This window comes from Chryseobacterium sp. ERMR1:04 (genome assembly GCF_001297705.1).
GTDB lineage: Bacteria > Bacteroidota > Bacteroidia > Flavobacteriales > Weeksellaceae > Chryseobacterium.
Genome location: NZ_LIRF01000005.1, coordinates 302,973 through 327,612 on the forward strand (window position 1 = coordinate 302,973; position 24,640 = coordinate 327,612).

The 24,640-nt window shown below is 33.6% G+C and carries 26 protein-coding genes and 1 tRNA gene; 20 read left to right on the plus strand and 7 right to left on the minus strand.

Features of this window, described 5'->3' with window-relative positions; all coding sequences use genetic code 11:
- Positions 1-34: 34 nt before the first annotated feature.
- Complete coding sequence (locus AMQ68_RS25095) at positions 35-319, minus strand: hypothetical protein (protein ID WP_123905680.1); 285 nt, start codon at positions 317-319, stop codon at positions 35-37.
- 98 nt (positions 320-417) lie between these two features.
- Here AMQ68_RS25095 and AMQ68_RS25325 point away from each other — a divergent pair, with 98 nt between their 5' ends.
- Positions 418-681 carry a hypothetical protein gene (locus AMQ68_RS25325; RefSeq protein ID WP_160317987.1) on the plus strand — a complete coding sequence of 88 codons (264 nt, stop codon included), beginning with the start codon at positions 418-420 and terminating at the stop codon, positions 679-681.
- A gap of 434 nt (positions 682-1,115) precedes the next feature.
- Here AMQ68_RS25325 and AMQ68_RS11850 read toward each other — a convergent pair whose 3' ends face one another.
- Positions 1,116-1,973, minus strand: coding sequence for a hypothetical protein (locus AMQ68_RS11850; protein WP_054510846.1), 858 nt, complete (start codon positions 1,971-1,973; stop codon positions 1,116-1,118).
- 181 nt (positions 1,974-2,154) lie between these two features.
- Between AMQ68_RS11850 and AMQ68_RS11855 the strand changes: the two genes are divergently transcribed.
- From AMQ68_RS11855 to AMQ68_RS11885, 7 genes are all read left to right on the plus strand, one after another.
- On the plus strand, positions 2,155-3,033 hold the full coding sequence (locus tag AMQ68_RS11855; protein ID WP_054510847.1) for a DMT family transporter: 879 nt from the start codon (positions 2,155-2,157) through the stop codon (positions 3,031-3,033).
- Positions 3,034-3,143: 110 nt separating this feature from the next.
- A complete protein-coding gene (locus AMQ68_RS11860; protein ID WP_054510848.1) occupies positions 3,144-3,917 on the plus strand; it encodes an isocitrate lyase/phosphoenolpyruvate mutase family protein in 774 nt (257 codons plus the stop codon).
- A gap of 3 nt (positions 3,918-3,920) precedes the next feature.
- Positions 3,921-4,964 carry a bifunctional transcriptional activator/DNA repair enzyme AdaA gene (locus tag AMQ68_RS11865; protein WP_054510849.1) on the plus strand — a complete coding sequence of 348 codons (1,044 nt, stop codon included), beginning with the start codon at positions 3,921-3,923 and terminating at the stop codon, positions 4,962-4,964.
- 29 nt (positions 4,965-4,993) lie between these two features.
- Positions 4,994-5,599, plus strand: a complete 606-nt coding sequence (locus AMQ68_RS11870) for a DUF2911 domain-containing protein (protein WP_054511111.1) — start codon at positions 4,994-4,996, stop codon at positions 5,597-5,599.
- 50 nt (positions 5,600-5,649) lie between these two features.
- Positions 5,650-6,177: a GNAT family N-acetyltransferase gene (locus tag AMQ68_RS11875; protein ID WP_054510850.1), complete on the plus strand. Its 528-nt coding sequence runs from the start codon at positions 5,650-5,652 to the stop codon at positions 6,175-6,177.
- Entirely contained in the window at positions 6,174-6,533 is a 360-nt protein-coding gene (locus AMQ68_RS11880) for a cupin domain-containing protein (RefSeq protein WP_054510851.1), read from the plus strand. The genes AMQ68_RS11875 and AMQ68_RS11880 overlap by 4 nt, the downstream gene beginning before the upstream one ends.
- Positions 6,534-6,803: 270 nt before the next feature.
- Positions 6,804-7,181, plus strand: a complete 378-nt coding sequence (locus AMQ68_RS11885) for a PEGA domain-containing protein (RefSeq protein ID WP_054510852.1) — start codon at positions 6,804-6,806, stop codon at positions 7,179-7,181.
- Positions 7,182-7,320: 139 nt separating this feature from the next.
- Here AMQ68_RS11885 and AMQ68_RS11890 read toward each other — a convergent pair whose 3' ends face one another.
- Positions 7,321-8,064: a dienelactone hydrolase family protein gene (locus AMQ68_RS11890; RefSeq protein WP_054510853.1), complete on the minus strand. Its 744-nt coding sequence runs from the start codon at positions 8,062-8,064 to the stop codon at positions 7,321-7,323.
- Positions 8,065-8,237: 173 nt separating this feature from the next.
- Positions 8,238-8,666 carry a type I restriction enzyme HsdR N-terminal domain-containing protein gene (locus AMQ68_RS11895; RefSeq protein ID WP_054510854.1) on the minus strand — a complete coding sequence of 143 codons (429 nt, stop codon included), beginning with the start codon at positions 8,664-8,666 and terminating at the stop codon, positions 8,238-8,240.
- A 9-nt stretch (positions 8,667-8,675) separates the two neighbouring features.
- On the opposite strand from AMQ68_RS11895, the gene holA reads away from it, so the two are divergent.
- From holA to AMQ68_RS11940, 9 genes are all read left to right on the plus strand, one after another.
- Positions 8,676-9,713 carry a DNA polymerase III subunit delta gene (holA, locus tag AMQ68_RS11900; RefSeq protein ID WP_054510855.1) on the plus strand — a complete coding sequence of 346 codons (1,038 nt, stop codon included), beginning with the start codon at positions 8,676-8,678 and terminating at the stop codon, positions 9,711-9,713.
- A gap of 186 nt (positions 9,714-9,899) precedes the next feature.
- Positions 9,900-10,841 carry a thioredoxin-disulfide reductase gene (gene trxB / locus AMQ68_RS11905; protein WP_054510856.1) on the plus strand — a complete coding sequence of 314 codons (942 nt, stop codon included), beginning with the start codon at positions 9,900-9,902 and terminating at the stop codon, positions 10,839-10,841.
- Between the two features lie 31 nt (positions 10,842-10,872).
- Positions 10,873-11,262 (plus strand): fluoride efflux transporter CrcB, encoded by a 390-nt coding sequence (crcB, locus tag AMQ68_RS11910; protein WP_369678636.1) that lies wholly within the window; start codon positions 10,873-10,875, stop codon positions 11,260-11,262.
- A 143-nt stretch (positions 11,263-11,405) separates the two neighbouring features.
- A tRNA-Ser gene (locus AMQ68_RS11915) sits at positions 11,406-11,490 on the plus strand.
- Positions 11,491-11,640: 150 nt separating this feature from the next.
- The gene (locus AMQ68_RS11920) at positions 11,641-12,573 is read left to right on the plus strand and encodes an AraC family transcriptional regulator (protein WP_054510858.1); all 933 of its coding nucleotides are present in this window, start codon (positions 11,641-11,643) and stop codon (positions 12,571-12,573) included.
- Between the two features lie 96 nt (positions 12,574-12,669).
- Entirely contained in the window at positions 12,670-13,410 is a 741-nt protein-coding gene (locus tag AMQ68_RS11925; RefSeq protein WP_054510859.1) for an SDR family oxidoreductase, read from the plus strand.
- A 30-nt stretch (positions 13,411-13,440) separates the two neighbouring features.
- A complete protein-coding gene (locus tag AMQ68_RS11930) occupies positions 13,441-13,926 on the plus strand; it encodes a DUF1097 domain-containing protein (RefSeq protein WP_054510860.1) in 486 nt (161 codons plus the stop codon).
- Positions 13,927-13,969: 43 nt separating this feature from the next.
- A complete protein-coding gene (locus AMQ68_RS11935; RefSeq protein ID WP_054510861.1) occupies positions 13,970-14,722 on the plus strand; it encodes an SDR family oxidoreductase in 753 nt (250 codons plus the stop codon).
- Between the two features lie 10 nt (positions 14,723-14,732).
- The gene (locus AMQ68_RS11940) at positions 14,733-15,152 is read left to right on the plus strand and encodes a hypothetical protein (RefSeq protein ID WP_054511112.1); all 420 of its coding nucleotides are present in this window, start codon (positions 14,733-14,735) and stop codon (positions 15,150-15,152) included.
- 171 nt (positions 15,153-15,323) lie between these two features.
- Here the strand turns inward: AMQ68_RS11940 and AMQ68_RS11945 are convergent, their stop codons facing one another.
- From AMQ68_RS11945 to AMQ68_RS11955, 3 genes are all read right to left on the minus strand, one after another.
- The gene (locus AMQ68_RS11945; RefSeq protein WP_071254784.1) at positions 15,324-16,328 is read right to left on the minus strand and encodes an alpha/beta hydrolase; all 1,005 of its coding nucleotides are present in this window, start codon (positions 16,326-16,328) and stop codon (positions 15,324-15,326) included.
- 73 nt (positions 16,329-16,401) lie between these two features.
- Entirely contained in the window at positions 16,402-16,749 is a 348-nt protein-coding gene (locus tag AMQ68_RS11950) for a hypothetical protein (protein ID WP_054510863.1), read from the minus strand.
- Between the two features lie 638 nt (positions 16,750-17,387).
- Entirely contained in the window at positions 17,388-18,980 is a 1,593-nt protein-coding gene (locus tag AMQ68_RS11955) for an AraC family transcriptional regulator (RefSeq protein ID WP_054510864.1), read from the minus strand.
- 734 nt (positions 18,981-19,714) lie between these two features.
- On the opposite strand from AMQ68_RS11955, the gene AMQ68_RS11960 reads away from it, so the two are divergent.
- The 3 genes from AMQ68_RS11960 to AMQ68_RS11970 all read left to right on the plus strand — a co-directional run bounded on the left by AMQ68_RS11960 (position 19,715) and on the right by AMQ68_RS11970 (position 24,515).
- Positions 19,715-21,286 (plus strand): hypothetical protein, encoded by a 1,572-nt coding sequence (locus AMQ68_RS11960; protein ID WP_054510865.1) that lies wholly within the window; start codon positions 19,715-19,717, stop codon positions 21,284-21,286.
- A gap of 586 nt (positions 21,287-21,872) precedes the next feature.
- Positions 21,873-22,487, plus strand: a complete 615-nt coding sequence (locus AMQ68_RS11965; protein WP_241775111.1) for an AraC family transcriptional regulator — start codon at positions 21,873-21,875, stop codon at positions 22,485-22,487.
- A gap of 87 nt (positions 22,488-22,574) precedes the next feature.
- Positions 22,575-24,515: an oleate hydratase gene (locus tag AMQ68_RS11970; RefSeq protein ID WP_054510867.1), complete on the plus strand. Its 1,941-nt coding sequence runs from the start codon at positions 22,575-22,577 to the stop codon at positions 24,513-24,515.
- Positions 24,516-24,640 lie beyond the last annotated feature (125 nt).

Consider the following 24,640-nt stretch of genomic DNA (forward strand, 5'->3'; position numbering starts at 1 on the left):
TTTTGCATTCTTACTTTTTAAAAAATTGTTGAAACTAAAAACGTTCTGCAATCATTGTGTAAAGCGCATTTGCTGCTGTACCGGTTACAAGAAATGTAATTCTATAGTAAATGGATTTATCTACATCGGTAAGGTGTAATACGTTTAATTCCGAAAAAGACATACCTGGGCCTGCTGATGCTGGAACAAAGTTTTGGAATGTTGCATAGTTGGCAGTAGTGAAGTCTAAAGCGTTATTATCATATTGGTATCCATTGCCTTGATACTGTTGGTTTACCCCTACATAAAATCTTTTTTGTAGCGGTTGCTGGCGGGTCAATCAGTGCTATCTGAGGAGTATTTCCAGAAGTAATCCTGAAAATAAGATTGTCAACTACGATAGTTTTAGATGCGTCAGCACCAGTACTGGAGTTGTAAATGGTTTTAACAATAGTATTTCCACCACCGGCACCACCGCCTCCGCCTAGAGATGAGGCTAAAGTTTTAGTGATCACTCCATTGGCATCGGGTGCCAAGATGTATTCCGGGGTTTCTGCTGCAACATCAATTTGTCTTACCCTTAGATCTCCATTAACATCTAATGTGTTGGTTGGTGTCGTAGTGTTTATCCCTACCTGGCTGAAAACTATTGAGGGAAACAGTATTAATGCCATTAAATTCTTTTTCATAACGAATGTTTAAAATTAAAAATTTGTTGACAGCAAAATTAAAACAAAAAATGATTTATTCACAAATTTAATACACTTATTTTATCATATATGTTTAAATGAACAGTAAGTATTGATTTTATAGTAAAATATTTAATTTATGACTATTGTTTTTTTAATGAAAATAAGGTTATTTTTTTTGCTAATTTATTCATAAACAGAGATTAATATTCTAAAGCTTTTTTAGAATACTATTATTTGCTAACTGTAATATTTTAATTATAGTTGCTGTTATGTAAAATAAAAAACAGTCACTAATTGTGGATTTTAAGTATTATATCTGAAATTTATCCTTAAAAAGATATTTTTTAAGGATAAAAAGAAGAGAACATCCTATTTTCAAGGATAATAAAATGCTCCAAAAAGATTTATATTATTGGAATAATGTGCTTAAGTAGGGGTTTGTACTTATTTAACTATATAATATGGCTCTGAAAAATATTTACTTGGTTTGAAGAAAACCATTTTTCTTTCATCATCAAAAATCCAGTTAAATCTTTTCATAAGATCAGCTCCGAAATAATTGGTAGTTTGATTTTTAAGATCTCCAACAAAGAATCCGGCAGGAACATCTTTTAGTACAATGTTTCCTAGTTTTAAAAAGGGTAAAATCCCCTGTTTGGTTACGATACTTTTCCCTGCAGAATTTCTTAATGTTTTTTCACCTGTAATTTTTAGTTTTTTATCCAATTGTTTTTCATCAGAAAACTCATTACTGTAAAGCAATCCGCCTGAGTATCCAGATTGCATAAGAAAATAAACTTCCTGTTGTTTGCCCTCAATCACATTATCAGCAACAATATAAAAGGTTCCTGGTTCTGAAAGTAAAAGGGTTGCTCCATATCCTTTCAATTCACTTTCACCAGGCATTTTGTCGTAGATCACAAACTGATTGTTGTCATAGTCTATTTTAAAAGCTTTCCCTTTGAACATTTGAGTTCCTATTTTTCCGTCGGCTTCATGTCCGGTTAGTTCGTTGTCAGAAAACTTAACATTTTTTAAGGTGAATTTCCCTATTTTTACAGTGTTATTTTCACTCACTTTATCTTTAAAAATAATATGGTCGGCATTTCTTTTTCGTTCAGGAGAAATAGAAGCGTCTTCCATGGCAATTTGAAACATCAGATCCAAAGAATCTTTATCATTTACCAAAGCTTTTACAATGATATTATTGTGTTTTGTTATTCTAAACGGAATTTTTTCCTGCGCTTTTATAACTAGAAAACTTGCACATAGAAGAACTAGAAGACTTACTTTTTTGAACATAAAAGAGGGGATATGAGTTGATGTTTTAAAGGAAGTAAATTACCTTTTATTTTTGATATAAGAAGAGTTAAAAATATGTGTCCATTTTTCGGTTGTTCATCAATGGTTTTAAAGATTAGTTTTGTAAAAAACGAATAAAAAATATTCAACTTTTTTTGATAAAATTAATTACAGACAAACAATGAATGCAGACAAAGAAAAATGGATTCTTTTAGTGGTATTAAGCCTTATTTGGGGATCATCTTTTATTTTGATTAAAAAATCTTTAGACCATTTCACTCCTTTTCAGGTCGGTGCTTTAAGGGTTCTTATTGCAGGAATTATTTTAATGCCGATTGCGATTTCTAAGTATAAACTATTCCCTAAGAAACATATAAAATGGCTTGTTTTAGCAGCGTTCACCGGGAGTTTCATTCCGATGTTTCTGTTTCCGATTGCAGAAAAAGAAATAACCAGTAGTATAGCAGGAATTATCAACTCAATGATGCCTATTTTCGTAATTATTGTAGGCGCTTTGGTCTGGAAGTTCGAAACAACAAAACAACAGGTGATTGGAGTTTTTATAAGCTTTACAGGAGTGTGTTTATTGGCTTTTGGTGGTGGTGAGGGCACTGCATTCAAGATTATTCCTGTTCTGTTGTTGTTATTAGCTACTTTATGTTATGCAGTAAGTACCACAACGGTAAAATCAAAACTCATGGAAGTTTCTTCTACTGTGCTGTCTGCCTTTGTTTTCTCATTTGTATTATTTATACCATCATTACTCGCTTTAAGTCTCACCGGATTCTTTTCTACATTTAGTTTTTCTCAAGATAATATGACCGGATTGATGTTTGTGAGTTTATTATCTGTATTCGGAACGGGACTTGCCATGATGATGAATTATAGATTACTGAAAGTGTCCACTCCTTTATTTGCATCAACAGTAACCTTATTAATGCCTATCGTTGCTATTGCTTGGGGTATTTTGGATGGTGAAAGATTAACTGTTTTACAATTTATTGGGGCAACTATTATTATCGCTGGATTGATCTTTTTAAGATCGAAACCTAAAAAATAAAATAATAAATCTGTTTTTTATTTTTGATATAAGAAGAACGTAAAAAATACTTGTCCATTTTTCGGTTGTTCATCAAGGGCTGAAAAGAGTAATTTTATCAAAAAAATAGAATGACAAATATTCAAATATTTAAAGAGCTGCATCAAAATAATGAACCGTTATTACTGGGGAATGTCTGGAATCCGCAAAGTGCTAAAGTCTATGAACAATTAGGGTATCAAGCGTTGGCGACATCAAGTTCAGCCGTTGCACACAGTTTAGGATATGAGGATGGAGAAAATATGACTTTTGATGAATATCTTTATATGGTAGGAAGAATATTGAAATCAATATCAATTCCATTAACGGTAGATTTGGAGGGTGGATACGGTAAGACTGTTGATGCTGTTGTTTCAAACATTTCTAAGCTTGCCGAGATAGGAGCAGTTGGTATTAATATAGAAGACAGTTTTATTGTTGAAGGAACAAGGAAAATAGCAGATAAAGAAGTGTTTTTTGAAAAGCTGAAATCAATTGTTTCAAAACTCAAAGAAGAGAAAGTTGAAATGTTTATCAATGTAAGAACAGATACTTTTTTATTAGGACTGGAGAACCCTGTCGAAGAAACATTACAAAGAATAAAACTGTTTGAAGAAGCTAAAGTCGATGGGATTTTTGTTCCTTGTATTACTGCAGAAAATGATATTAAAACAATTGTTAAGTCAACTAAAACTCCTGTGAATGTAATGGCTATGCCCGAGTTACCGGATTTTAAAACTCTTCAGAATTTGGGCGTAAAAAGAATATCGTCCGGTAATTTTCTAAATGGGTATATTTATAAAAATTTAGAAGAAAAAGGCCGTGAAATCATGCAGGAACAAAGTTTTTCACCCATTTTTAAATAAGTAATGAAACTTACAGCAGAAAGAATGTATCAGGCATCGTTGGATAAAGATTCTTCATTTGAAGGAACTTATTGGATGGCTGTAAAAACTACCGGAATTTTTTGTCGGCCCACCTGTACTGCACGAAAGCCGAAGAAAGAAAACGTAGAATTCTTTCTCAATGCAGACGAAGCAATGGAGAAGGGGTACAGAGCGTGTAAAATATGTAAGCCTCTCGAAAAATTAAATGAAACGCCTCAGTATATTCAAGAACTATTGGCCGAACTAACACACAACGAATCTCTGAAAATTAAAGATGCCGATCTCCTGAAGAGAAATATTGAACCCGTAACGATCCGCCGCTGGTTTCTGAAAAATCATGGGATGACCTTTCAGGCTTTTCAAAGAGAATTTAGGATGAATACAGCTTTTAAAAAGATAAAAAATGGTGAAAGTATTATGGAAACAGCTTTAGATTCAGGATATGAAAGTTTAAGTGGTTTTAATGAAAGCTTTAAAAATATTCTTGGAGTTTCTCCTAAAAATAGCAGAGTACAGATGATTATTGATCTTAAAAGAATGGAGACCCCTCTCGGAACCATGTTTGCCTGTGCTGTAGATGAAGGTATTTGTTTGCTTGAATTTACAGACCGAAAAAATATGGAAAAACAGTTCATCTCATTATCCAAAGCGTTAAATGCTGAAATTGTTCAAGGTGAAAACAAGCATTTCAAACAGCTGGAAGATGAGCTAGTAGAATATTTTGAAGGTAAAAGAAGTCAATTTGACGTTCCGCTGTTCATTACAGGAACCGAGTTTCAGAAAAAAGTCTGGCAGCTTTTGCGCGAAATCCCAATAGGAGAGACCAGAACCTATAAACAGCAATCTGAATTGTTGGGAAATCCAAAAGCCATTCGCGCGGTAGGAACGGCAAACGGGATTAATAAAATTGCAATTTTAATTCCCTGTCATCGGGTAATTGGTTCAAACGGAGAGCTGGTAGGCTATGCAGGCGGAATATGGAGAAAACAAAAATTATTGGAATTGGAGAAGGCTATTTTGTTTTGATTTTCGTATTTTTAAACAAAAATTTACACGTGAAAAAGTTACTATTTGCACTTTGCATATCAACTTCAGCTTTCAGTTTTGCACAAGACTATTCTGTACCGGCAGCAAGCCCGCGCCAACAGGTAGAACAACAGTTCTCAATGTCTAAAATCACTATTGATTACGGAAGACCGGGAGTAAAAGGTCGTAAGATCTTCGGAGAATTGGTTCCTTACGGACAAGTTTGGAGAGCGGGAGCAAACTCTTCTACAAAAATCACATTCGGACAGTCGGTTAACTTTGGAGGAAAAATAGTTCCTGCAGGAACTTACGGATTGTTCATCATTCCTACAGAAAAAGAATGGAAAGTGATCTTGAATAAAGATTTCCAACAATGGGGTGCTTATACTTATGATCCAAAACAGGATGTAGTAGATGTTACTGTACCTGTAAATAAGTTAGCAGACAAACAAGAGTGGTTTGAAATTACATTAAACCCAACAGATGAAAATTCTGGAAATCTTGTGATCAAATGGGATCTTGCTCAGGCAGAAGTTGCTTTAAAGCCTGCAAAACCAGACGCAGTAATCAAAATTACTGACAAACTAAAAGAAATTAAAAAAATAGAATCAGACGCAGCTAAAACAAAAGGCTAAGAAAAGGAAATCGTACGATTCCATCTGATTTTTAAAAACAGTATTTACAGATGAATTTTTCTATTCAACCTATTTTAGAAAATCAAGAATATCAATTAATCCCCTTACAGCAAGGGGATTTTGAATCTTTATACGAAGTAGCTTCAGACCCTAAAGTTTGGGAGCAGCACCCTAATAAAGACCGTTACCAAAGAGAAGTTTTTGAAAACTTTTTCAAAGGAGCCATAGAAAGTGAGGGGGCTTTTAAAATTATAGATAAAAGTTCCGGAGATGTGCTGGGAAGCACGCGTTACTATAATTTTGATGACCAAAAAAACGGAATTTTCGTTGGCTATACTTTTTACGGTACAAAATCTTGGGGAAAAGGAATTAATCCGAAGATCAAGAAATTAATGCTGGACTATATTTTCCAGTTTGTAGATAGCGCTTTCTTTCATATTGGTAAAGAGAATTTCCGCTCGCAGATTGCTTTAGAAAGGCTTGGAGGTGAGAAGATTGCGGAAGAAGAAGTTGCCTATTTCGGAGAGCCTACGAGAACTAATTTTGTTTATGAGATCAAAAAAGAAAATTGGTCATGAAAAAATTTAAGATCCAAAAATCACCCTTTGTAGTTCCTACCACAGACGGAAAATTAATTGAAGAACATTGGGGCAATTCTACTCAAAATTCAAATATTTCAATTGCTCATATGGTGGCTCCGCCAAATTGGAGTGAGCCGCACCAGACTCCTCAATTTGATGAGTATACAATCATTGTTTCAGGTAAAAAACAATTTGAGATTGACGGTGAGGTGGTCATCCTTGAAGAAGGTCAAAGTATCTTGGTAGAAAAAGGAGCAAGAGTACGTTACAGCAATCCTTTCTCAGAACCCTGCGTATATATTGCGATTTGCCTTCCTGCTTTCTCGATTGATTTGGTGAATAGGGAAGAGTAATGTGTTGGAGGGTTTTAGAGTAAAAGAGTTTGAGTTAAAACATTCTCTTTGTCATTCAGAACGTAGCAAAGCGAAGTGAAGAATCTATACAATATTTTTAAAAAGATGCTTCGACTATACTCTGCGCGACATTTCTAATACTAACCGTTTATTTTAGCGTTAATTTTTTAGCGATGTCATGCTGAGCGTAGTCGAAGCGTTTTAATTGAAAAAATGAAAGTAAATTGTGTTGAATAATTTTTGTAAGTTCGCGGCTTTGAAAATTACTATATGAAACACAATTTATCAATTGTATTATTGCTAGGTATTGCACTTTCTACAACTTCTTGTGCAACCATTTTTACAGGAACTAAAGATAAAATATCTTTCAACTCAACTCCTGAAGGAGCCAAAGTATTCCATAAAGGAATCGAAAAATGTACTACACCTTGTACAGCTGAAATTCACAGATCATTAGCCAAACAAACGGTTACCTTTGAAAAAGAAGGCTTTGCTAACAAAGAAGTTAAATTAACTAAAACATTTAATCCGGTAACTTTGATCAATATTATTTTGGGTGGAGCGATTGGCGTTGGAGTTGATGCTGCAACAGGTTCTCTGACTAAATATTCGCCAAAACAATATACGGTTGAATTAGAAGCTAAATAATATCTAGGCATAAAGATAAATGCTTCGACTTCATTCAAAGTGGCATCACTAAAATTGACTGTTATATGAAGATAGTTCATATTAGAAATGTCAGGCTGAGCGGAGTCGAAGCATCTTTTTATCTATTAAAATTTACATCTTATTTCAGAATTTCCTTCAAAAACATCAACGTATGATTCCATGCTCTTTTGGCCATCACTTCATTGTAATCTGGTGATTTTGGATCTGTAAAAGTATGTTTTGAATGGGCATACGTGATGATTTGCCAATCTGCATTGCCTTCATTCATTTCTTTTATTAAATTATTATAATCGTCTGGCGTTACGCTTTTATCGTCTGCCGGGTTTTCAACGAGAATTTTAGTAGATATCGCTCCGTTTTTTCTGGTTTGATCTTTACCAATACTTCCATGAATGGAAACAACGCCTACCACAGGCAAGCTTCCTCTCGCAGATTCTAACGCTCCTGTTCCTCCGAAACAATAACCAATCACAGCAATTTTATTGGAAATCGCTCCGTTTTTCTTTAACTGCTCTAAAGCCAAAGAAATACGTTTTTGGTATTCTGCATAATTTTGCTTGTAGTGTCCCGCAGCTTTTCCTGCGGCATCATTGTCGGCAGGAATATTTCCTTCACCATAAATGTCAGCTACAAAGGCTATATAGCCTTGCTTTTCCAGTTCAGCGGCGGCCGTTTTTGCTTCTTCATCAATTCCTTTCCAGGCGGGAAGAATTAAAACTCCTGGAAGTTTTTTTCCTGCGTTGGAAGTTACCAAACCATTCAGTTTTTGTGCACCATCCTGATAAGAAACTTTTTTAAGATTCTGACTGAAAATTGTTCCTGAACTCATGAGTAATGCTGTTATTAAGATTGAGCGTATCATATTTTGTAATTTAATTAGTTTAACACAAACTACACCAATATCTTCACAAATAGCACTATCATAATTTGTGTTTTTTAGTGTTAAAATTTCGTGAAATTTGTGTTTGAAGTAAAATTCTCATCTAAATTAATAAAAATAACGTATAAAGAAGATGAATAGAATGTTATAAAATATTAAGCTTTATAAAACTGATACTCGCCGTTTTCATAATACGCATTAATATGTTGCAATCCATTCGTTAAAACAATTTCTGTTGCTCCGATAATAGAGTTGTATCTTGCAGTTTGCTCAAATGTTTTTTCCGTTAATTTAATAGATGGAGCTTTGCATTCTATCAGTATTTTAGGCTTTGCTTTTTCGGTAACTAAAAGGTCAATTCTTTTCGTTAAGCCGTTTAAAACGATCTTTTTTTCAGTAATTAAAGCCGATACCGAATAGGATTTTACGGTGAGATAATAATGTATCCAGTGTTGCCGAACCCATTCTTCGGGGGTGAGCAAAAGGTAAGTTTTACGAACGACATCATAAATAAAAAACTTATCTTTGTCTTTCTTGAATTTAAAATCAAAAGTTTCCTGAAAATTCAGTTTTGGGAGTTCCATTATAGTAAGATGAAAGAATTAGATTTAATCCTCAAAAATATTAAAAATAAAGAAGTTTTACCTATTTATTTTTTCCACGGAGATGAACCTTATTTTATTGATTTAGCGGTAAAAGCTTTTGAACACGACTTTTTGGGAGAGGACGAAAAAGCCTTCAACCAAACGGTTACCTACGGAAAAGATACAACCTATCAGGAAATTCTTTCGTTGGCGAGGCAGTTTCCAATGATGGGAGACAAGCAGGTTATTATCGTAAAAGAAGCACAGGATCTTAAGTTAAATGAAGAAGAAGGGAGAGCTTTAGAAGCGTATATTGAAAACCCTGTTCCTTCCACCGTTTTGGTTTTTGCCCACAAACACAAGAAATTAGACAGTCGAAAAAAGGTTACCAAAGCTTTGGAAAAAGCGAAATTACTTTTTCTGAGTGAATCTATTAAGGAGAATAATCTTCCTAAATGGATTGCTGATGAATGTCTTAAATTAAAAATAAAAACGGCCCCGAATATTTCTAATCTCTTGGCAGAATACCTTGGAAATGACCTTTCAAGAGTCGCTAATGAGCTGAATAAATTAAAGATCATTCTCAAAGAAGGAGAAGTTCTGGACGGAACAATTATAGAAAATCATATCGGGATCAGTAAAGAATATAATGTCTTTGAATTACAGAAAGCTTTAGGAACAAAAAACGCCAATGCAGCTTTTAAAATTGCTCATTTTATGGGTAAGAATCCTAAAAATAATCCTTTTGTAATGATGCTGGCCAGTTTGTACAGCTACTTTTCCAATGTTATTATTTATAACACAATGGCCGGTCAGCCGCCACAGGTTATCGCTTCACAGATGGGAATAAATCCTTATTTCGTTAAAGATTATGCCGAAAGTGCAAGATTATATCCTTTAAAACATGCCACAAGAGTAATCTCAATTTTGAGAGAATTTGATATGAAAGGAAAAGGCCTTGGAGCGGTAAATATGAGCGAAGCAGAACTAATCAAAGAATTGGTGTACAAGATCATCAACGTAGATAAGATTAAAATGAAAGTCTAATTGTGTTGCTTGTTGTTAGTTTTCAGTTGATGGGTATAAAAATCTGTCAACCCAAAACGACCAACCATCAACTATCGAAATTCGACATATTAAATATTGACAAGTATCATTAAAATAACTTTAATTACATATTAAAAATTACGAAATTAGCATTCGGAAATTTTTAAATCTTTTGAAAAGCAAATTATGGAGCAAAACATTTTAGATTGTGTGATCGTTGGATCTGGACCTTCAGGTTTCACAGCGGCAATTTATGCAGCAAGAGCAGACTTAAAACCTGAATTATACACTGGTTTGGAGCCGGGCGGACAATTAACTACAACAACAGAAGTTGACAACTTTCCAGGGTATCCTGCAGGAGTTACAGGTCCGGAAATGATGATGGATTTGCAAAAGCAAGCTGAAAGATTTGATACTAAAGTGCATTATGAAATGATCACTAAAGTTGAATTTTCTAAAGAAGTTGGTGGCGTTCATAAATTATATGCCGGAACTAAAGAGATTTTTGCTAAAACAGTAATTATTTCAACAGGAGCTACAGCAAAATATTTAGGTCTTGATGACGAGAAAAAATACAATGGAGGAGGAGTTTCTGCATGTGCTACATGTGACGGATTTTTCTACAGAGGAAAAGACGTTGTAGTAGTAGGAGCGGGAGATACAGCAGCAGAAGAAGCGACTTACCTTGCTAAATTGGTGAATAAAGTAACCATGTTGGTGAGAAAAGGGGAATTCAGAGCATCAAAAGCAATGATCCACAGAGTTCAGAATACACCGAATATCGAAGTGAAGTTTTTCCACGAATTGATTGGTATTGAAGGTGAAAATAACTTGGTAGAAAGAGCAGTTGCCATTAACAACCAAACTCAGGAGAAATCTACCGTTGATGTTCACGGTATTTTTATTGCGATTGGTCACAAACCCAATACTGATATTTTTGCAGGACAAATCGACCTTGATGAAAACGGATATATCGTAACTGAAAAAGGATCTACAAGAACCAATCTTCCTGGAGTATTTGCTGCCGGAGACGTTCAGGATCACATCTACAGACAAGCGATTACAGCTGCCGGAAGCGGATGTATGTCTGCAATGGATGCTGAAAAATATTTAGCTGAATTACATTAATAGTTAACTTTAAAATATAAAACGCACCTTTATGGTGCGTTTGTTTTTTACGATGAGAAATCTATTCTACATATTTATTGGCGGCGGTTTAGGGAGTATGTTGAGGTATTTGATATCCAACTATACCCAAAAACTTTGGAATGTAAATTCATTTCCGATGGGTACTTTTTTGGTGAATATCACGGGGTGTCTTCTTATTGGTTTTCTGACTTCTTATTTTATGAAGAATGACAACTCTTTAAAATTTCTTCTTATCACGGGACTTTGCGGAGGATACACTACTTTTTCTACTTTCTCTGTAGAAAATTTCTCTTTGTGGCAAAATCAGCAATACGGAGTTTTATCTTTGTATGTTTTATTAAGCCTGATTTTAGGATTTGGTGCTGTAATTTTAGGAATGAAAATTCAAACTTCACTGTAGTAGTCGGTGTTTACGAAAAATAATTAGGTTGATTTATAGGTGATTATTGTTTTTTGAGTAAAATTCTTTTGAAAATGTTTTGACAGAATTGAAAAACTTTCTATATTTGCACCACTGAAAACAACGATACAATCGGAGTTTAAGGAGAGATGGCAGAGTGGTCGATTGCGATAGTCTTGAAAACTATTGACTGTAACAGGTCCGGGGGTTCGAATCCCTCTCTCTCCGCAAGTTGAGAAACTGAAAAAATATAAAAAGCCTTTAAATAGTACTATTTAAAGGCTTTTTTGTGCTTATTAAATATCAATTGTAGCCACCAGATTTTGCAGCTGATCCATTTTAACAATTAAATCATTAAGTTTATACCAAACTTATGCAATGGCAAATAATAATATAAATGTTCGAACATTGCGCGAACTGTATGAGCAACTGGGGCTTTCTATAGATTATTTAGAAGAAGAATCTGGGTTTACAATTCATTATCTTGAGCAAACCTTTAAAGATTTACCGTTTTGTTCAGAACCGTTTCGTCCCAATTATTTTAGTTTTCTGCTTATAAAAAGTGCATTGGGGTTTTACACGATTGATGACCAAAGGTTTGAAGTAACTTCAGAGACCGTTTATTTTACGAACCCTGGAAATTATAGAATTTTTGAGTGGGAGAAGTTGGAACATACCTGTTTGATAACTTTTGGAGAAGGTTTTTTGAAGGAATATGCACACGATGACGTATATCGTGATTTTTCTTTTCTATTATCGGAAACTGTTTCGCCACGTGTTTTAACAAAAGATCAATTTGCTCAGGTAGAAGAATTGTATATATTAATAAATAAAGAGTATAAAGGAGATTCTTTATATAAGAATAAAATCATCGGAGCACTTGTTGTTGCTCTGTTGTTAAAGATCAAAGAATATTTTTTTCAGGATTATAATCCTATTTATGAAGGGAATAGGAGTTCACAGATTGTGAAAAATTTTAAATTGAATATTGAACAACATTTTCGGGATTTGATGAGTGGAAAAACAAATATTCAATTAAGAGTTCAGGACTATGCAGATTTGCAGAGGTTGCATGTTAATTATCTTTCCAGTGTTATCAGCAACAAAACTGGAAAAACAATCAGTTCATGGATTGCAGATAAAACAGCTACTGAGGCTAAGGTATTGCTTCAAGATGACAGGCTTAATATCAAAGAAATTGCCGCTCGCTTAGGTTTCTTGGAAACATCTCATTTTAGTAATTATTTCAAAAAGTATACATCAACAAGCCCTGTAGAATACAGAAAACAGTATTTCGGTAAACTACCTTAGAAATTTACAACATTTGATATAATCTTTGTACGTTTTTAGGAGCAATCATAGACCAACTTTGTACTATAAAATTAATGTTTATAAAAACAAAGTATTATGAATAATCTAAACAACAAAGTAATCCTTGTGACCGGAGCGTCAAGAGGTATCGGTGCTGAAATTGCACAACAGTTGGCTACAGCCGGCGCAAAAGTTATCGTAAATTATGCTTGTGGAAAAGACGCTGCAGAACAAGTTGTTGCTTCTATTAAGGGTAAAGGAGGTGATGCTATTGCTTTACAGGCAGATGTAAGTAATTCGGATGCCGTAGAACAACTATTTGACAATGCTATCAGCCATTATGGAAAAATTGATGTATTGGTTAATAACGCGGGTATCATGATTACCAAACTGATTAAAGATACTACAGATGAAGACTTTTCGCGCCAGTTTGACATCAATGTAAGAGGTACATTTAATACCTTAAGAGAGGCGGCGATCAAGCTTGCAGACAATGGCAGTATTATTAATTTCTCTTCTACTACAACACGAATGATGATGCCAGCTTATGGAACCTATGTAGCAACTAAAGGTGCGGTGGAACAATTAACTCGTGTATTTGCGAAAGAAATAGGCTCTCGAGGCATCAATGTAAATGCAATCCTTCCAGGACCTACCAACACCGAATTGTTTACCAAAGGCAAACCCCAAGAAGTAATAGATCGTCTGGCTTCGCTCAATGCTTTCAATCGTTTGGGAGAGCCTTCTGATATTGCAAAAATTGTAGCCTTTCTCGCCAGTGATGATGCAAAATGGATCAGTGGACAAACCATTGGAGCCAATGGTGCTATGGCATAATAATTTTCTTATTAATCTTAAAATTTAAACATGAAAACTTTACCAATTGCAATAGCTTTCGGTTTATTCGGGGCGATTGCAGTAACTGTTTCTTTTTCGCAACAGTGGCCCACATGGGTTATGTTTATTGCATGGGTTAGTTTCTATATTTTCGGTAAAAAGTGGCAAAGTTCTCTGTGGGCATTCTTACAAATTGTGCTAGGTATGTGTATGGCAGTTTTGATACAGGTAACAGCCGGATTGTTAAGCCAGATTATCGGACAGTTTGGTTTCCCGGTTTCTGTATTCCTATACATTGGTTCATTAGCATATTTTGCAAGAACAAAAAAACTGAACAATATACCGGCATGGTTTCTAGGGCTTATTATTTTGTTTGGTATTCATCCGCCTTTGGAGCCACTGCCGATATTGAAACTGTTGATACCCATCATTTCAGGATTTGTATTTGCCTGGATGAATAATTGGGTGGTTGAAAAAATCCATGCTCGGCAAATATCACAATCATCCGTTCAATAATATCATTTTATACAATCATTATTAATTTAAAAATTCAAAAACAATGAATTCATTACAAAATAAAGTAGCCATTATTACGGGCTCAGGAAGAGGTTTGGGAAAAGCCATTGCAGAACGTTATGCGGCTCTAGGCGCTGATATCGTATTGAATTATTCACGAGACAAAGCTTCAGCAGATGAGGTAGAAAGCAATATCAAGGCTATGGGAGCTAAGGTTATTTCTGTAAAGGCAGATGTGAGTAAGTTAGCCGATATCAAATATCTATTTGACGAAGCAAAAAAGGCATTTGGTAAAATAGATATTGTCGTTGCGAATGCCGGTATCGAAATGGTGGAAACGCCTGTTACCCAATTTACTGAAGAACAGTTTGACCGATTGTTTTCTATTAATACCAAAGGTGCTTATTTTACGATGCAGCAGGCCGCTATGAATGTGGAAGATAAAGGCCGGATTATTTATGTAGCCTCAAGTACCACCGCATTTCCGGTGCCGGGAATGGCAGTATATGGTGGTAGTAAAATGACGCCAAGATATTTAGTAGATGTATTATCAAAGGAAATTGGACATCGTGGAGTAACGGTGAATACAATTATTCCGTTTGCGGTAGATCATTCCGGAATTTTTGCAGAAGAGGGAAGTTATCCTGAATTAAGAAAATCATTAATTGATAGTTGCCCCATGGGAAGGTTAGCAGAAGTGGAAGACGTTGCTAATATTGCTGAGTTTTTTGCAAGTGATTTATCTTCTTTTGTGAATGGGCAACATTTATTAGTCAATGGTGGGGCTAATCAATAACAGAAAGGGTATGTCTATATTTAAATATATTTTACCGATCTTACTATTGGCCTCTTTACAGGCTTGTGGGCAGATCGGTAATCATCAACATCAAATCATTAATCAAATGGAATACAAAAAAATAAATAATCAAAAAGTGAAAGCAGCAATCGAAGCTTGGCAGGAAGGTGATGCCAAATTATGGTTTTCCTTTTTTACGGCAGATATAAAATTGCTTGATGATGGAAATCTAAGAGATTTTAAGAGGTTTTCTACAGAGGCTATCGGACATGAGCGCTTCACAACAATTGACAAAGTAGAAGATGGTGGGCTATCTGTTTATGGTCATTTCCATAGTGATACATGGGGAGATTTTAAAACATATTTTAAATTTCACCTTGATGTTGATGGGAAATTTAATAAACTTGAAATCGGTCAGGCTCATTATTAGAATCAAAAAGGCAAGATTTAAAGTATAGAAATACAATGTGTTTTTTGAGCATTTTATGTGGATATTTACATGTGAGATTGTATAAAAGAGCTCAGCAAAGAATCTTTTTTACCCTGTGAGAATTTATTTTTTTTTAAATTTTCACAGGGTTAAATTTTTAATAAAGGGTATTTATGGAATGTATTTTTTAATCATTTGTTCAAACTTATCATTATTAATATAAACATTAAAGCTATGATTATTCTGTCCATCAAAGTTATCAACAGTAAAAAAATTATATGTTGATTTTAAATTATTGTAGGCGGTAATATCAAAGCCTAAAGTTGTAGGGTTAAATTTTCCTTTAAGTCCTACAAATTTTTTTAATACAGGATCATTTTTATTGATTGTAATGTGAATCTTTTTTAGTTGAGAACTAAAACTACGAAAAGATCCGGTATCTTTTTCTTTTTTAAAATCGACTTCTCCAACGGCGGGTGCAAGCATTATAGATATGATACGATTCCCATTTTCAGCAAGGGGAATTTTATTATCAATGGTTATTCCTAATTTTTCTGTATTCCTTCTGAAGTCATCATCATAAGGTGGGTTACTTAAAGAACTCAAAACAACTGATGCACCACGGCTGTGAGAAATAATAATGATGTCTTTATCATATATTTCATTTAGAATTTTCCGCAGACCAAATTCTCCAGCCATCTGACTATTACCAGTTGCATAAAACCATATTCTTCCAGAGCCAATAGGATCCTTAGAAACTAATCCATCCCAATAAAATTCAATTACTTCATCTTGGATAGGGTCGATATTTATTTTAGCACATAACAAGTCATAATTCAATTTTACTTTTGCGGCACTATTATTATAACCATGAACAAAAATAAAGATCCTTTTTTTATTTAAAACATTCTGATGATATTTCGCAAGATTTTGATTTTCAAAATTAGTAAGTGTTTCAATAGTGTTATTTTTCTTAGCAGTAAGATATAATGAAGATTTTTTTTTATAAGGTCCTATTTGTGTTTCCCATTTTTCAGGATAAAAATTTCCATTAAGATCTACGAATGCAACAGTAGTATTGGGTGGAATTTGTATATTTGGATTTCCACTGGAGGGAATATTATGAGTAGCACATGAGCATACTATCATATAAATATAAAAGTAAAATTTATTCATAATTATTTGGTTTTTATTAATATGAATGTTTTTTGATATTTCTTTGGAGGAGATATATTTTTAACTCATTCTCTTATAGAATTACAACACGAATAGTTGATGTGGATGAATAACAATTTATAAAAGCGTTATCGAAAAAATATCTTCCATATACCGGTAAACTAACATTTCCTGTATAAACCGCCACATTATCTAAGAAAATTCTAAAATTAAAAGAAGAATTGGCGTTTATCTTACTTACTATTTCAAAGTTGTTAATACATGTAGGTAATCCATTGATAACATCATAAGAAAAAATAATATCATGTGGATTATCATTTGATTGCGTAAATAAATTAATGGAACTGTAAAACTGATTGTAATTTTGTGCGGTTAGGAGAAAAGAAAGAGCACAAAAGCTTGTAATAATAAGTTTTTTCATGATTTCTAAGTTTTAATGGTTATTATTTAATCAAAAACAAAATGTTTTGAGATATTACATATTGTGTTGATTGCTTTTACTAAAGATTGAATTTCATTTACTATTTGAAAGATTGAAATTGGTTTGCGGTTAAATATATTATTTCTACATGTATTATTTCTACATGTGCTAGTTGTTAAATCATGTAAATTAGTATTATACCGTGTGGTTTATTTGTGCTAAAATATACGAGTATTATCTAATTTAGAAATGACAACTATATACTATAGTTTTGTGTCAAAATGAAATTTACAACTTCTTAAAATTGAAATTATATTTAGAATAGAGATTCTCTAGAATTTTCAGATAATTGAGCGATTTAATCTAGAGGGTTGAAGTTTTATTTCCTTTTAAAGTATAAATTCTATTTTAGGAGAAAAATTATTTATAATTCATAAAAAATTATGTCAATCATAACTTTAACAATATGTATTGTTATAAATGTCTAATTATCTTCAATAAAGATACGAAATAATTTATTTACTACAATTATTTTTATATACTTATTAAAAAAACTCAATATTCACTTATAACTATTTCTTTACACGGGAAATTTTATTTGCATATTCAGTTAATAAATTTTCATTTTAAAAAGAAGGCTAGGAAGATTTCTTATTCTGCAGTTCTTTAATAAAATCAGATGGTGTTAAATCGGTTTCTTTTTTAAAGGCATTCAGAAATACTCTAGGGGTGGAATATCCGCATACTTCCGCTAAATAACTTATTTTATATTCTCTGTAAATTGGATCTTCGTAAAGTTTTTTTGTGATGTAATTGATTCTAAGACTATTAATATAATTGTTGAAGTTTTTATTTTTATGATTTTTTATAACCTCAGAAAGATATTTTGTATTGGTATTAAGATGGGTTGCAAGTCCGGCAATGGTAATGTCATTTCTTAGAAACCTTTCTGTTTTTTCAAATTTAGATATTTTACTTAATAACTGATTTACTGTTTCTTCTGTAATTGTTTTTGGAACTTTTACTGTTTTTTCTTCCTCTAAATTTTGTGCTTCGGTCTGATTTTCTATTTTCGTGATGAGTTCCTGAAATTTTTGCTGCTGAATTTTATTCTTATTTCTCCAATAATACCAAATTCCGCTGCCCACAACTATTATTATAATTAAGAAGATATAAAGGTAGCTTGTAAGGGTTTTGTTGCTTTCTAAGTCTTTTTCTTTTTTAATTTCGGTGGTAATTTTGTTTACCGAATGTTTTTCTGCAATTTTTATACTGTCTTTTAATTTTGTCAGAAGCTGGCTGTATTTTTTTCCTTCTTCAGTTTTGTTTTGTGCCAAATATGCCTCGGTCAGAATTTCATAAAAATTTTCTCTGCTGGAAGGAGATGAGATTCTTTTTTCCAGTTTTAAGCCTTCTTGGGCATAATGAATAGCTTTGTCGTTATCTTTCTGATCAAAATAAAAATCACCCGCTGTTCTGTATAAATTCATTTCATTAAGCGGGCTTACGTCTCTGTTTTTTGCAATTTCTAACGAATTTAAAATAAATTTTTCTGCTTCTTTTGGATTGCCTGGCTGCATAATCCACAAGTAATAAAGCGAAAGATTGGCCTGTATAGAAATGATTAAATCATACTTTTGTTTTAATCTTATTTTCGAATCTTTATTGGAAATTTTTTCCGCCTCACTCAATCCTTTTAAAAGACACAAACGAACAGAATCGGGCTGTTTTTTGCTTTGATCAAAGTACCCGGAATAATTTGAGTAAAATAAGCTTCCATAATAGTAGCGAACGTCATCATCTTTGATATTCTTTAAATAGAGTTTTGATTTTTGGTAGGCTTTATGTGAATCCTCTAAAAAACCAAGATTTCCATAGGCTCCAGCCCTCATTTTATACATAATTGATACTTCTTGCGGAGGAGAATCTTCATTAATATATTTCTCTACATCTGATGAAACTTCAATAACTTTTTCTGTATTGTCTAATGTTGAATACGTTCGCATCAACTCTACACCGATTATAAAAGCAATATTGTATTTATTTTCCTTCGCAACCTGATACTTTTTTTCCAGTTTTTGAGTAGTATTATTTACTATACCGGTGTTCGAAATTTCGTTTTGTATTTGATGTAACTCGTTTTTCAATTGTTCTTCGGAAATTTTCTGGCTTTGGCCTAAAATAAAGAAATGAACAAGAATGAACAATAAAATAAATTTGTCAGATTTCATTGACTTGTAATGTGGAATTAAATTAGTATTTGTTAATCAATCAGCTAAAATAATAGAATGCTTAATCTGTAAATAGTAAGCGTGTAAAGAAACTCTTCACATCTCAATAAATGCATATAGTCTCATCTTTCAGATTTTTTAAATAGGTAATCAAAAGGGATTCTTTTTAGAAAATTGTATGCTCTTCCGTAAGGCTGAATAGTATAGAAAAAAGAATAGAAATATTTCATCTCAAAAAATATTTTTCGCAAATATACAAATATCAACCTTCTTTATCGGATACTCTAAGAACAATAATTGAATTACTATTTTAAGTAGTTAATTGTTTGATTTATAGTATTTTGTAGGATTATTTACATCGGTATAATTCAGGAATTGTACCGATGTAAAACTTGTGTACATACTTTTCTAATCATACTATTGCGGCATTATATAATTAGCCTGCAAGTATATTCACAGCTTTAATTTTAAAAAGATGTACAATCTGAATTCTGAAAATACAACAATGAAACACTCATTTTTCTTGCCCAATGATAAGGGAATATTTTGCTTTCATTGTTTGTTAATTTCTATACAATGGTGACTTTCTAAAACCCAATAGATGCATATACTGTTGAATAGTTTTCTATGAAAACAAATGCATAATCAAGACTTGAAAAAACAACATGACAGGGTATTGAAATAGGTATAATATCCTAGGCTATGTTTACAAAATAACAATTTTAAATGATTTTATGAAAAAACAATTTATTCTTGCAGCTTCATTATTATCCACCATTGTTTATGGACAAGTGGGAATCAATACGGCTAGTCCGGTTGCTACAATGGATATTGTGGGGAAGCCTACAGTTACTTCCAGTATGGATGGTATTATCGCGCCAAGGATTGAAGGAGCACAATTAAGAGCCAAGGCTTATACTTCTGCCCAGACAGGAGCTTTGGTGTATGTGACATTAGCAGATACATCTCCAGCAGAACAAACGATAGATGTTACTTCCGTTGGATATTATTATTTCAATGGAACCAAATGGGTAAGCACAGGATCTGGATCTGGTACTTTTGCAGAAGTAGATGGTGTAATTGGGAATGAGGTACTGAATGCTACTACCAACGGCGGGCTTACAAGAGCAGGCTCGGGCACCAATGTAAGCCCTTATACATTAGGGTTAACAAGCGGTACCAGTACAGGACAACTGATGACATGGAATGGAACAGCTTGGACTCCCTCTGCAGCGGTCAATATTTACAGTACCAATAATTCATTTGCAGCAAACCGTACAGCAACAATACCTTCAGGACAATGGTTGAACTTTGCAGGAGCGGGTTACGTGGGAATAGGTGGTGTGGATTCTCTTGCCAAACTCAATGTTAATGGCTTTATACAGTTTGGACCTACTGATTCCGATTATGGAGTGGGGAAAGTCTTTAATGATACCACCGGTGAAAAATATGGTCTTACACAAAGTGCATATTTTCCGGGAACAGGAGATGCTAACTCCCCCGGAACTCGTATTTATACATCAGGGGCAAATACCAAAGGGCATATTTCTTTTGGTAATTATACAGGTCCTACAGCTTATGCAGAGTGGGGGCGTTTTGCAAATAAGACTGGAAACTTCGGTATTAATACTATAAATGGGACTGGAAGTAACAATCCTACGGAAAAGCTGGATATAAACGGAAATGTAAGATTCCGTACACTTCCTCTGAATGGGACAGCCAATGCTATATATACCACATCCACTGGGACTTTATCGGCAACCCAGAATCAGACTTTTACGGCGACCAGAACTGTTGTAGCTGATGCTAATGGGGTGTTAGGGTATGTAAATACCATTCCTTCTGATGCAGGAACCACCAAAGTAATCGTAAATGTAAGTGTACCGGGAACTCAAAATCTTATGAATGCATTTAGTCCGCCTGTTACAGCTCAATTCACTGATGAAAGTATAGATACCTATAATGCCTGGACCAATAATGTTTTTACAGTTCCTACCAATCTAAATGGGCTTTACAGTGTCGTTATGCAAAACTCAAGTACCCATACAAGTACCGGAACTGCAACTCCTACATGGTCTACAATTGCATTTTACGAAAAAAGTACGGATGGCGGAACCAATTGGAGCGAGTTGATGAGGCATACCTATTCTAATCTTGCAGGTACCATAGTAGATAATGGCAACACATTGTATTGGACAGGTTTTTTGAATGTTGGAGATCAGCTAAGAGTTCGTCTCAACTGCAATTCCACGACTAATAATATGGTTAATAGAGGCGGGCTTTCCATTACTAAAATTGCTCAATAATTAGTATGAAATTAAAGGGAATGATGATCTTAAAAAAACAGAATTCATAAATCGTACCTTTTTAAGGAGGAAAAAGGATGTAAATAGATTTTTATCATGTCAAAGTAATTTTTTGCTTTGGCATGATTTAATTAAGCTGCCTTGAGGTAGCTTATCTTAATGTTATAGATGTTGAAGAAGTTATAATATACATACTCATCAAACTAGTTCGGAGTTGTTTGGTCAAGCAGTTCAATACGGAATATCACAATGAGGATTAAACAATAAAAAATCTAAAAAAGGTGTAAATTGCATTAACAGGAGTTTTATCAAAAAATATAATATGAAAATCACTGAAAATTTGCAGGATACCCTATCTTTTTACAGCATAGATTGTCGGCGATCCTATTATATTTCATCTGGTAACTCTATTGTTAAGTTTCCGAAAACGTCATTCAGGATGGACTATTATACTTTATGTATTTGTATATCTGGCGAAATTCATATTGAAATAGATAATGAAAAATACCATGCAAGTGCCAATCATTTTCTTATATCAGCTCCCTCAACCATTATCAAATTTCTGAAGGTTAGCGATAATTTTAAAATGAAATTACTTTTTTTTGATAAAAATTTTCTCATTAAGAACATTTCCAATCCTTTTATTATTGAAAAAATGAACCTTTTTACCAAAGGTTCTTACAGTGTTGTAAAAACGGCAGAAGAGAAATCTTTATTATTACAAAGATTACTGGATTACCTGAAAGAAAAATCTGACAGTAAAGGAAAATTTACAGATGAAATTGTCCGGACGATTATTTTTAATATTCTTTTAGAAACAGCGGAAATCGTAGAAGCACAAAAGGGAAACTTGTTGGAAAAAGAGGAAGGCAAAAAAGATCTTTTCTTAAAATTCAGGAAATTGATCCGAGAGAATATCAAAGAACAAAAAAGTGTTGCCTATTATGCAGAGCAACTTTTTGTTTCGAGTAAATATCTTATAGAAATCATTAAAAAAGCAAGTGGTAAAACACCTCATCAGGTAATCAACGAAATGCTTTTAAAAGAGGCCTATGTTATGCTTGGAAATCCGGATATTACGATCTCTGAAATTGCTTTTCAGCTTCAGTTTAATTCTATTTCAGCTTTCGGACGTTTTTTCAAGAAGCACACTCTTATCTCTCCTTCGCAGTACCGGATTAAAGAAAATATTCAATCATAAGAATTTAGGGATAATAATTCTGATATTCGGGATATATCTGGTTTTATCAATTGAGATACCTTTATAGTATACAAAAAATAAAACGAGATGAGTACTATTAATTCAAAATTCGAAAATGTTTTAAAGGCTTCTGAACAGTTTGGAAAAGTAATTCATGAACCAGATTCAAGTAAGGAGGTCCAGATCAATACCCCGGAAAAAACAATGCCTTTCTCTGATCAGATCGGAAACTATCAACGAAATAAAGGCATTCCTTTACAATCTTACGAAAATTCTAAAATTTATATTGTAGGAAGTGGTATTGCCGGAATGTCTGCTGCTTATTATTTCATTCGTGACGGTCATGTTCCCGGCAAAAATATTATCTTTTTGGATCAGCTTAGTATTGAAGGAGGGTCATTAGACGGTGCGGGAAATGCAGAGGAGGGATATATTATCCGAGGAGGAAGAGAAATGGATATGACTTACGAAAATCTCTGGGATATCTTTCAAGATATTCCTGCTTTGGAACTTCCTGCTCCTTACAGTGTTTTAGATGAATATAGACTCATCAATGATAATGACCCTAATTACTCTAAAGCCAGATTAATACATAATAAAGGTGAAATTCAGGACTTCAGTAAGTTTGGACTGGAAAAGAAAGATCAGTTGGCTATTGTGAAACTTCTTTTAAAGAAAAAAGAAGAATTGGATGACCTTAGTATTGAAGATTATTTTGCAGAATCTTTTCTGAACAGTAATTTTTGGTTTTTCTGGCGTTCTATGTTTGCATTTGAAAATTGGCATTCTTTACTTGAGTTGAAATTGTATATGCACAGATTCTTGCATGCTATTGATGGAATGAAAGATTTTTCATGTTTGGTATTTCCAAAATACAATCAGTATGATACGTTTGTAACTCCTTTAAAAGATTTTCTTGTTGAAAAAGGAGTACAGATACAGTTCAATACATTAATTAAAGATATTGATCTTCAAATAAATACTGAAGGGAAAAAAGTACAAGGAATTATTACCGAACAAAATGGGGAAGAGGTGAAGATACCTATTGGTAAGGATGATTATGTAATTATTACTACAGGATCTATGACAGAAAGTACATTTTATGGTGATAATACTACTGCTCCGGAAATTACAATAGACAACACTAGTACAGGGCAGGGAGCAGGATGGAAACTTTGGAAAAATCTGGCAGCAAAATCTGAAGTCTTTGGAAACCCTGAAAAATTCTGTGGAAATATAGAAAAATCTTCTTGGGAATCTGCAACGTTAACGTGTCGCCCTTCAGCATTTACAGAAAAATTAAAAGAATTATGTGTTAATGATCCTTATTCAGGAAGAACAGCAACAGGAGGTATTGTTACGATTACAGACTCTAATTGGGTAATGAGTTTTACCTGTAACAGACAACCTCATTTCCCAACACAACCCGATGATATTTTAGTTGTTTGGGTATATGCTTTACTGATGGACAAAGAAGGGAATTATATTAAAAAAGCAATGCCTGAATGTACAGGTAACGAAATTCTTGCGGAATTATGCCATCATGTTGGAATAATAGATGAGCTTGATAATGTCATAGAAAATACAATCGTTCGTACTGCATTTATGCCATACATTACTTCTATGTTTATGCCAAGAGCTCAGGGAGACCGTCCGAGAGTAGTTCCTGAAGGATGTACTAATTTAGGGTTGGTCGGACAGTTTGTAGAAACGAATAATGATGTTGTCTTTACGATGGAAAGTTCTGTAAGAACGGCGAGAATTGCAGTCTACAGTCTTCTAAATCTGAATAAACAAGTTCCAGACATCAATCCGTTGCAATACGATATCCGTCATTTATTAAAAGCAACCCAAGCTTTGAATGATTATAAACCATTCTTAGGAGAAGGCATTTTAAGAAAAGTATTGAAAGGAACCTATTTTGAACATGTATTGGTTAATCATCCTGAAGTAAAGGAGGAGCATGAATCTTTCTTTATGGAGCAGGTAGGTAAATTCCAAGATTGGATTAAAGGAGTAAAAGGCTAGGAGTAAGCAGAATACTCTGTTTAAAATATATTATTCATGCGGGTTTAAGAAGAGAAATTTAATTCCTCTCTCCGCATAAGTTAAGAAGCTTGAAATATAAAAGCCTTTAAATAGCAATATTTAAA

Excerpts from the sequence above, each read along its gene's own strand:
- AMQ68_RS11950 (WP_054510863.1), bottom strand. The coding sequence starts at position 16,749 with ATGAAAAAACTTATTATTACAAGCTTTTGTGCTCTTTCTTTTCTCCTA.
- trxB (WP_054510856.1), top strand. The coding sequence starts at position 9,900 with ATGGAGCAAAACATTTTAGATTGTGTGATCGTTGGATCTGGACCTTCA.
- AMQ68_RS11890 (WP_054510853.1), bottom strand. The coding sequence starts at position 8,064 with ATGATACGCTCAATCTTAATAACAGCATTACTCATGAGTTCAGGAACA.
- AMQ68_RS11850 (WP_054510846.1), bottom strand. The coding sequence starts at position 1,973 with ATGTTCAAAAAAGTAAGTCTTCTAGTTCTTCTATGTGCAAGTTTTCTA.
- holA (WP_054510855.1), top strand. The coding sequence starts at position 8,676 with ATGAAAGAATTAGATTTAATCCTCAAAAATATTAAAAATAAAGAAGTT.
- AMQ68_RS11860 (WP_054510848.1), top strand. The coding sequence starts at position 3,144 with ATGACAAATATTCAAATATTTAAAGAGCTGCATCAAAATAATGAACCG.
- AMQ68_RS25325 (WP_160317987.1), top strand. The coding sequence starts at position 418 with ATGGTTTTAACAATAGTATTTCCACCACCGGCACCACCGCCTCCGCCT.
- AMQ68_RS11960 (WP_054510865.1), top strand. The coding sequence starts at position 19,715 with ATGAAAAAACAATTTATTCTTGCAGCTTCATTATTATCCACCATTGTT.
- AMQ68_RS11880 (WP_054510851.1), top strand. The coding sequence starts at position 6,174 with ATGAAAAAATTTAAGATCCAAAAATCACCCTTTGTAGTTCCTACCACA.
- AMQ68_RS11925 (WP_054510859.1), top strand. The coding sequence starts at position 12,670 with ATGAATAATCTAAACAACAAAGTAATCCTTGTGACCGGAGCGTCAAGA.
- AMQ68_RS11955 (WP_054510864.1), bottom strand. The coding sequence starts at position 18,980 with ATGAAATCTGACAAATTTATTTTATTGTTCATTCTTGTTCATTTCTTT.
- crcB (WP_369678636.1), top strand. The coding sequence starts at position 10,873 with ATGGTGCGTTTGTTTTTTACGATGAGAAATCTATTCTACATATTTATT.
- AMQ68_RS11970 (WP_054510867.1), top strand. The coding sequence starts at position 22,575 with ATGAGTACTATTAATTCAAAATTCGAAAATGTTTTAAAGGCTTCTGAA.
- AMQ68_RS11895 (WP_054510854.1), bottom strand. The coding sequence starts at position 8,666 with ATGGAACTCCCAAAACTGAATTTTCAGGAAACTTTTGATTTTAAATTC.
- AMQ68_RS11885 (WP_054510852.1), top strand. The coding sequence starts at position 6,804 with ATGAAACACAATTTATCAATTGTATTATTGCTAGGTATTGCACTTTCT.
- AMQ68_RS11965 (WP_241775111.1), top strand. The coding sequence starts at position 21,873 with ATGAAATTACTTTTTTTTGATAAAAATTTTCTCATTAAGAACATTTCC.
- AMQ68_RS11945 (WP_071254784.1), bottom strand. The coding sequence starts at position 16,328 with ATGAATAAATTTTACTTTTATATTTATATGATAGTATGCTCATGTGCT.
- AMQ68_RS11940 (WP_054511112.1), top strand. The coding sequence starts at position 14,733 with ATGTCTATATTTAAATATATTTTACCGATCTTACTATTGGCCTCTTTA.
- AMQ68_RS11855 (WP_054510847.1), top strand. The coding sequence starts at position 2,155 with ATGAATGCAGACAAAGAAAAATGGATTCTTTTAGTGGTATTAAGCCTT.
- AMQ68_RS11875 (WP_054510850.1), top strand. The coding sequence starts at position 5,650 with ATGAATTTTTCTATTCAACCTATTTTAGAAAATCAAGAATATCAATTA.
- AMQ68_RS11920 (WP_054510858.1), top strand. The coding sequence starts at position 11,641 with ATGGCAAATAATAATATAAATGTTCGAACATTGCGCGAACTGTATGAG.
- AMQ68_RS11930 (WP_054510860.1), top strand. The coding sequence starts at position 13,441 with ATGAAAACTTTACCAATTGCAATAGCTTTCGGTTTATTCGGGGCGATT.
- AMQ68_RS11935 (WP_054510861.1), top strand. The coding sequence starts at position 13,970 with ATGAATTCATTACAAAATAAAGTAGCCATTATTACGGGCTCAGGAAGA.
- AMQ68_RS11865 (WP_054510849.1), top strand. The coding sequence starts at position 3,921 with ATGAAACTTACAGCAGAAAGAATGTATCAGGCATCGTTGGATAAAGAT.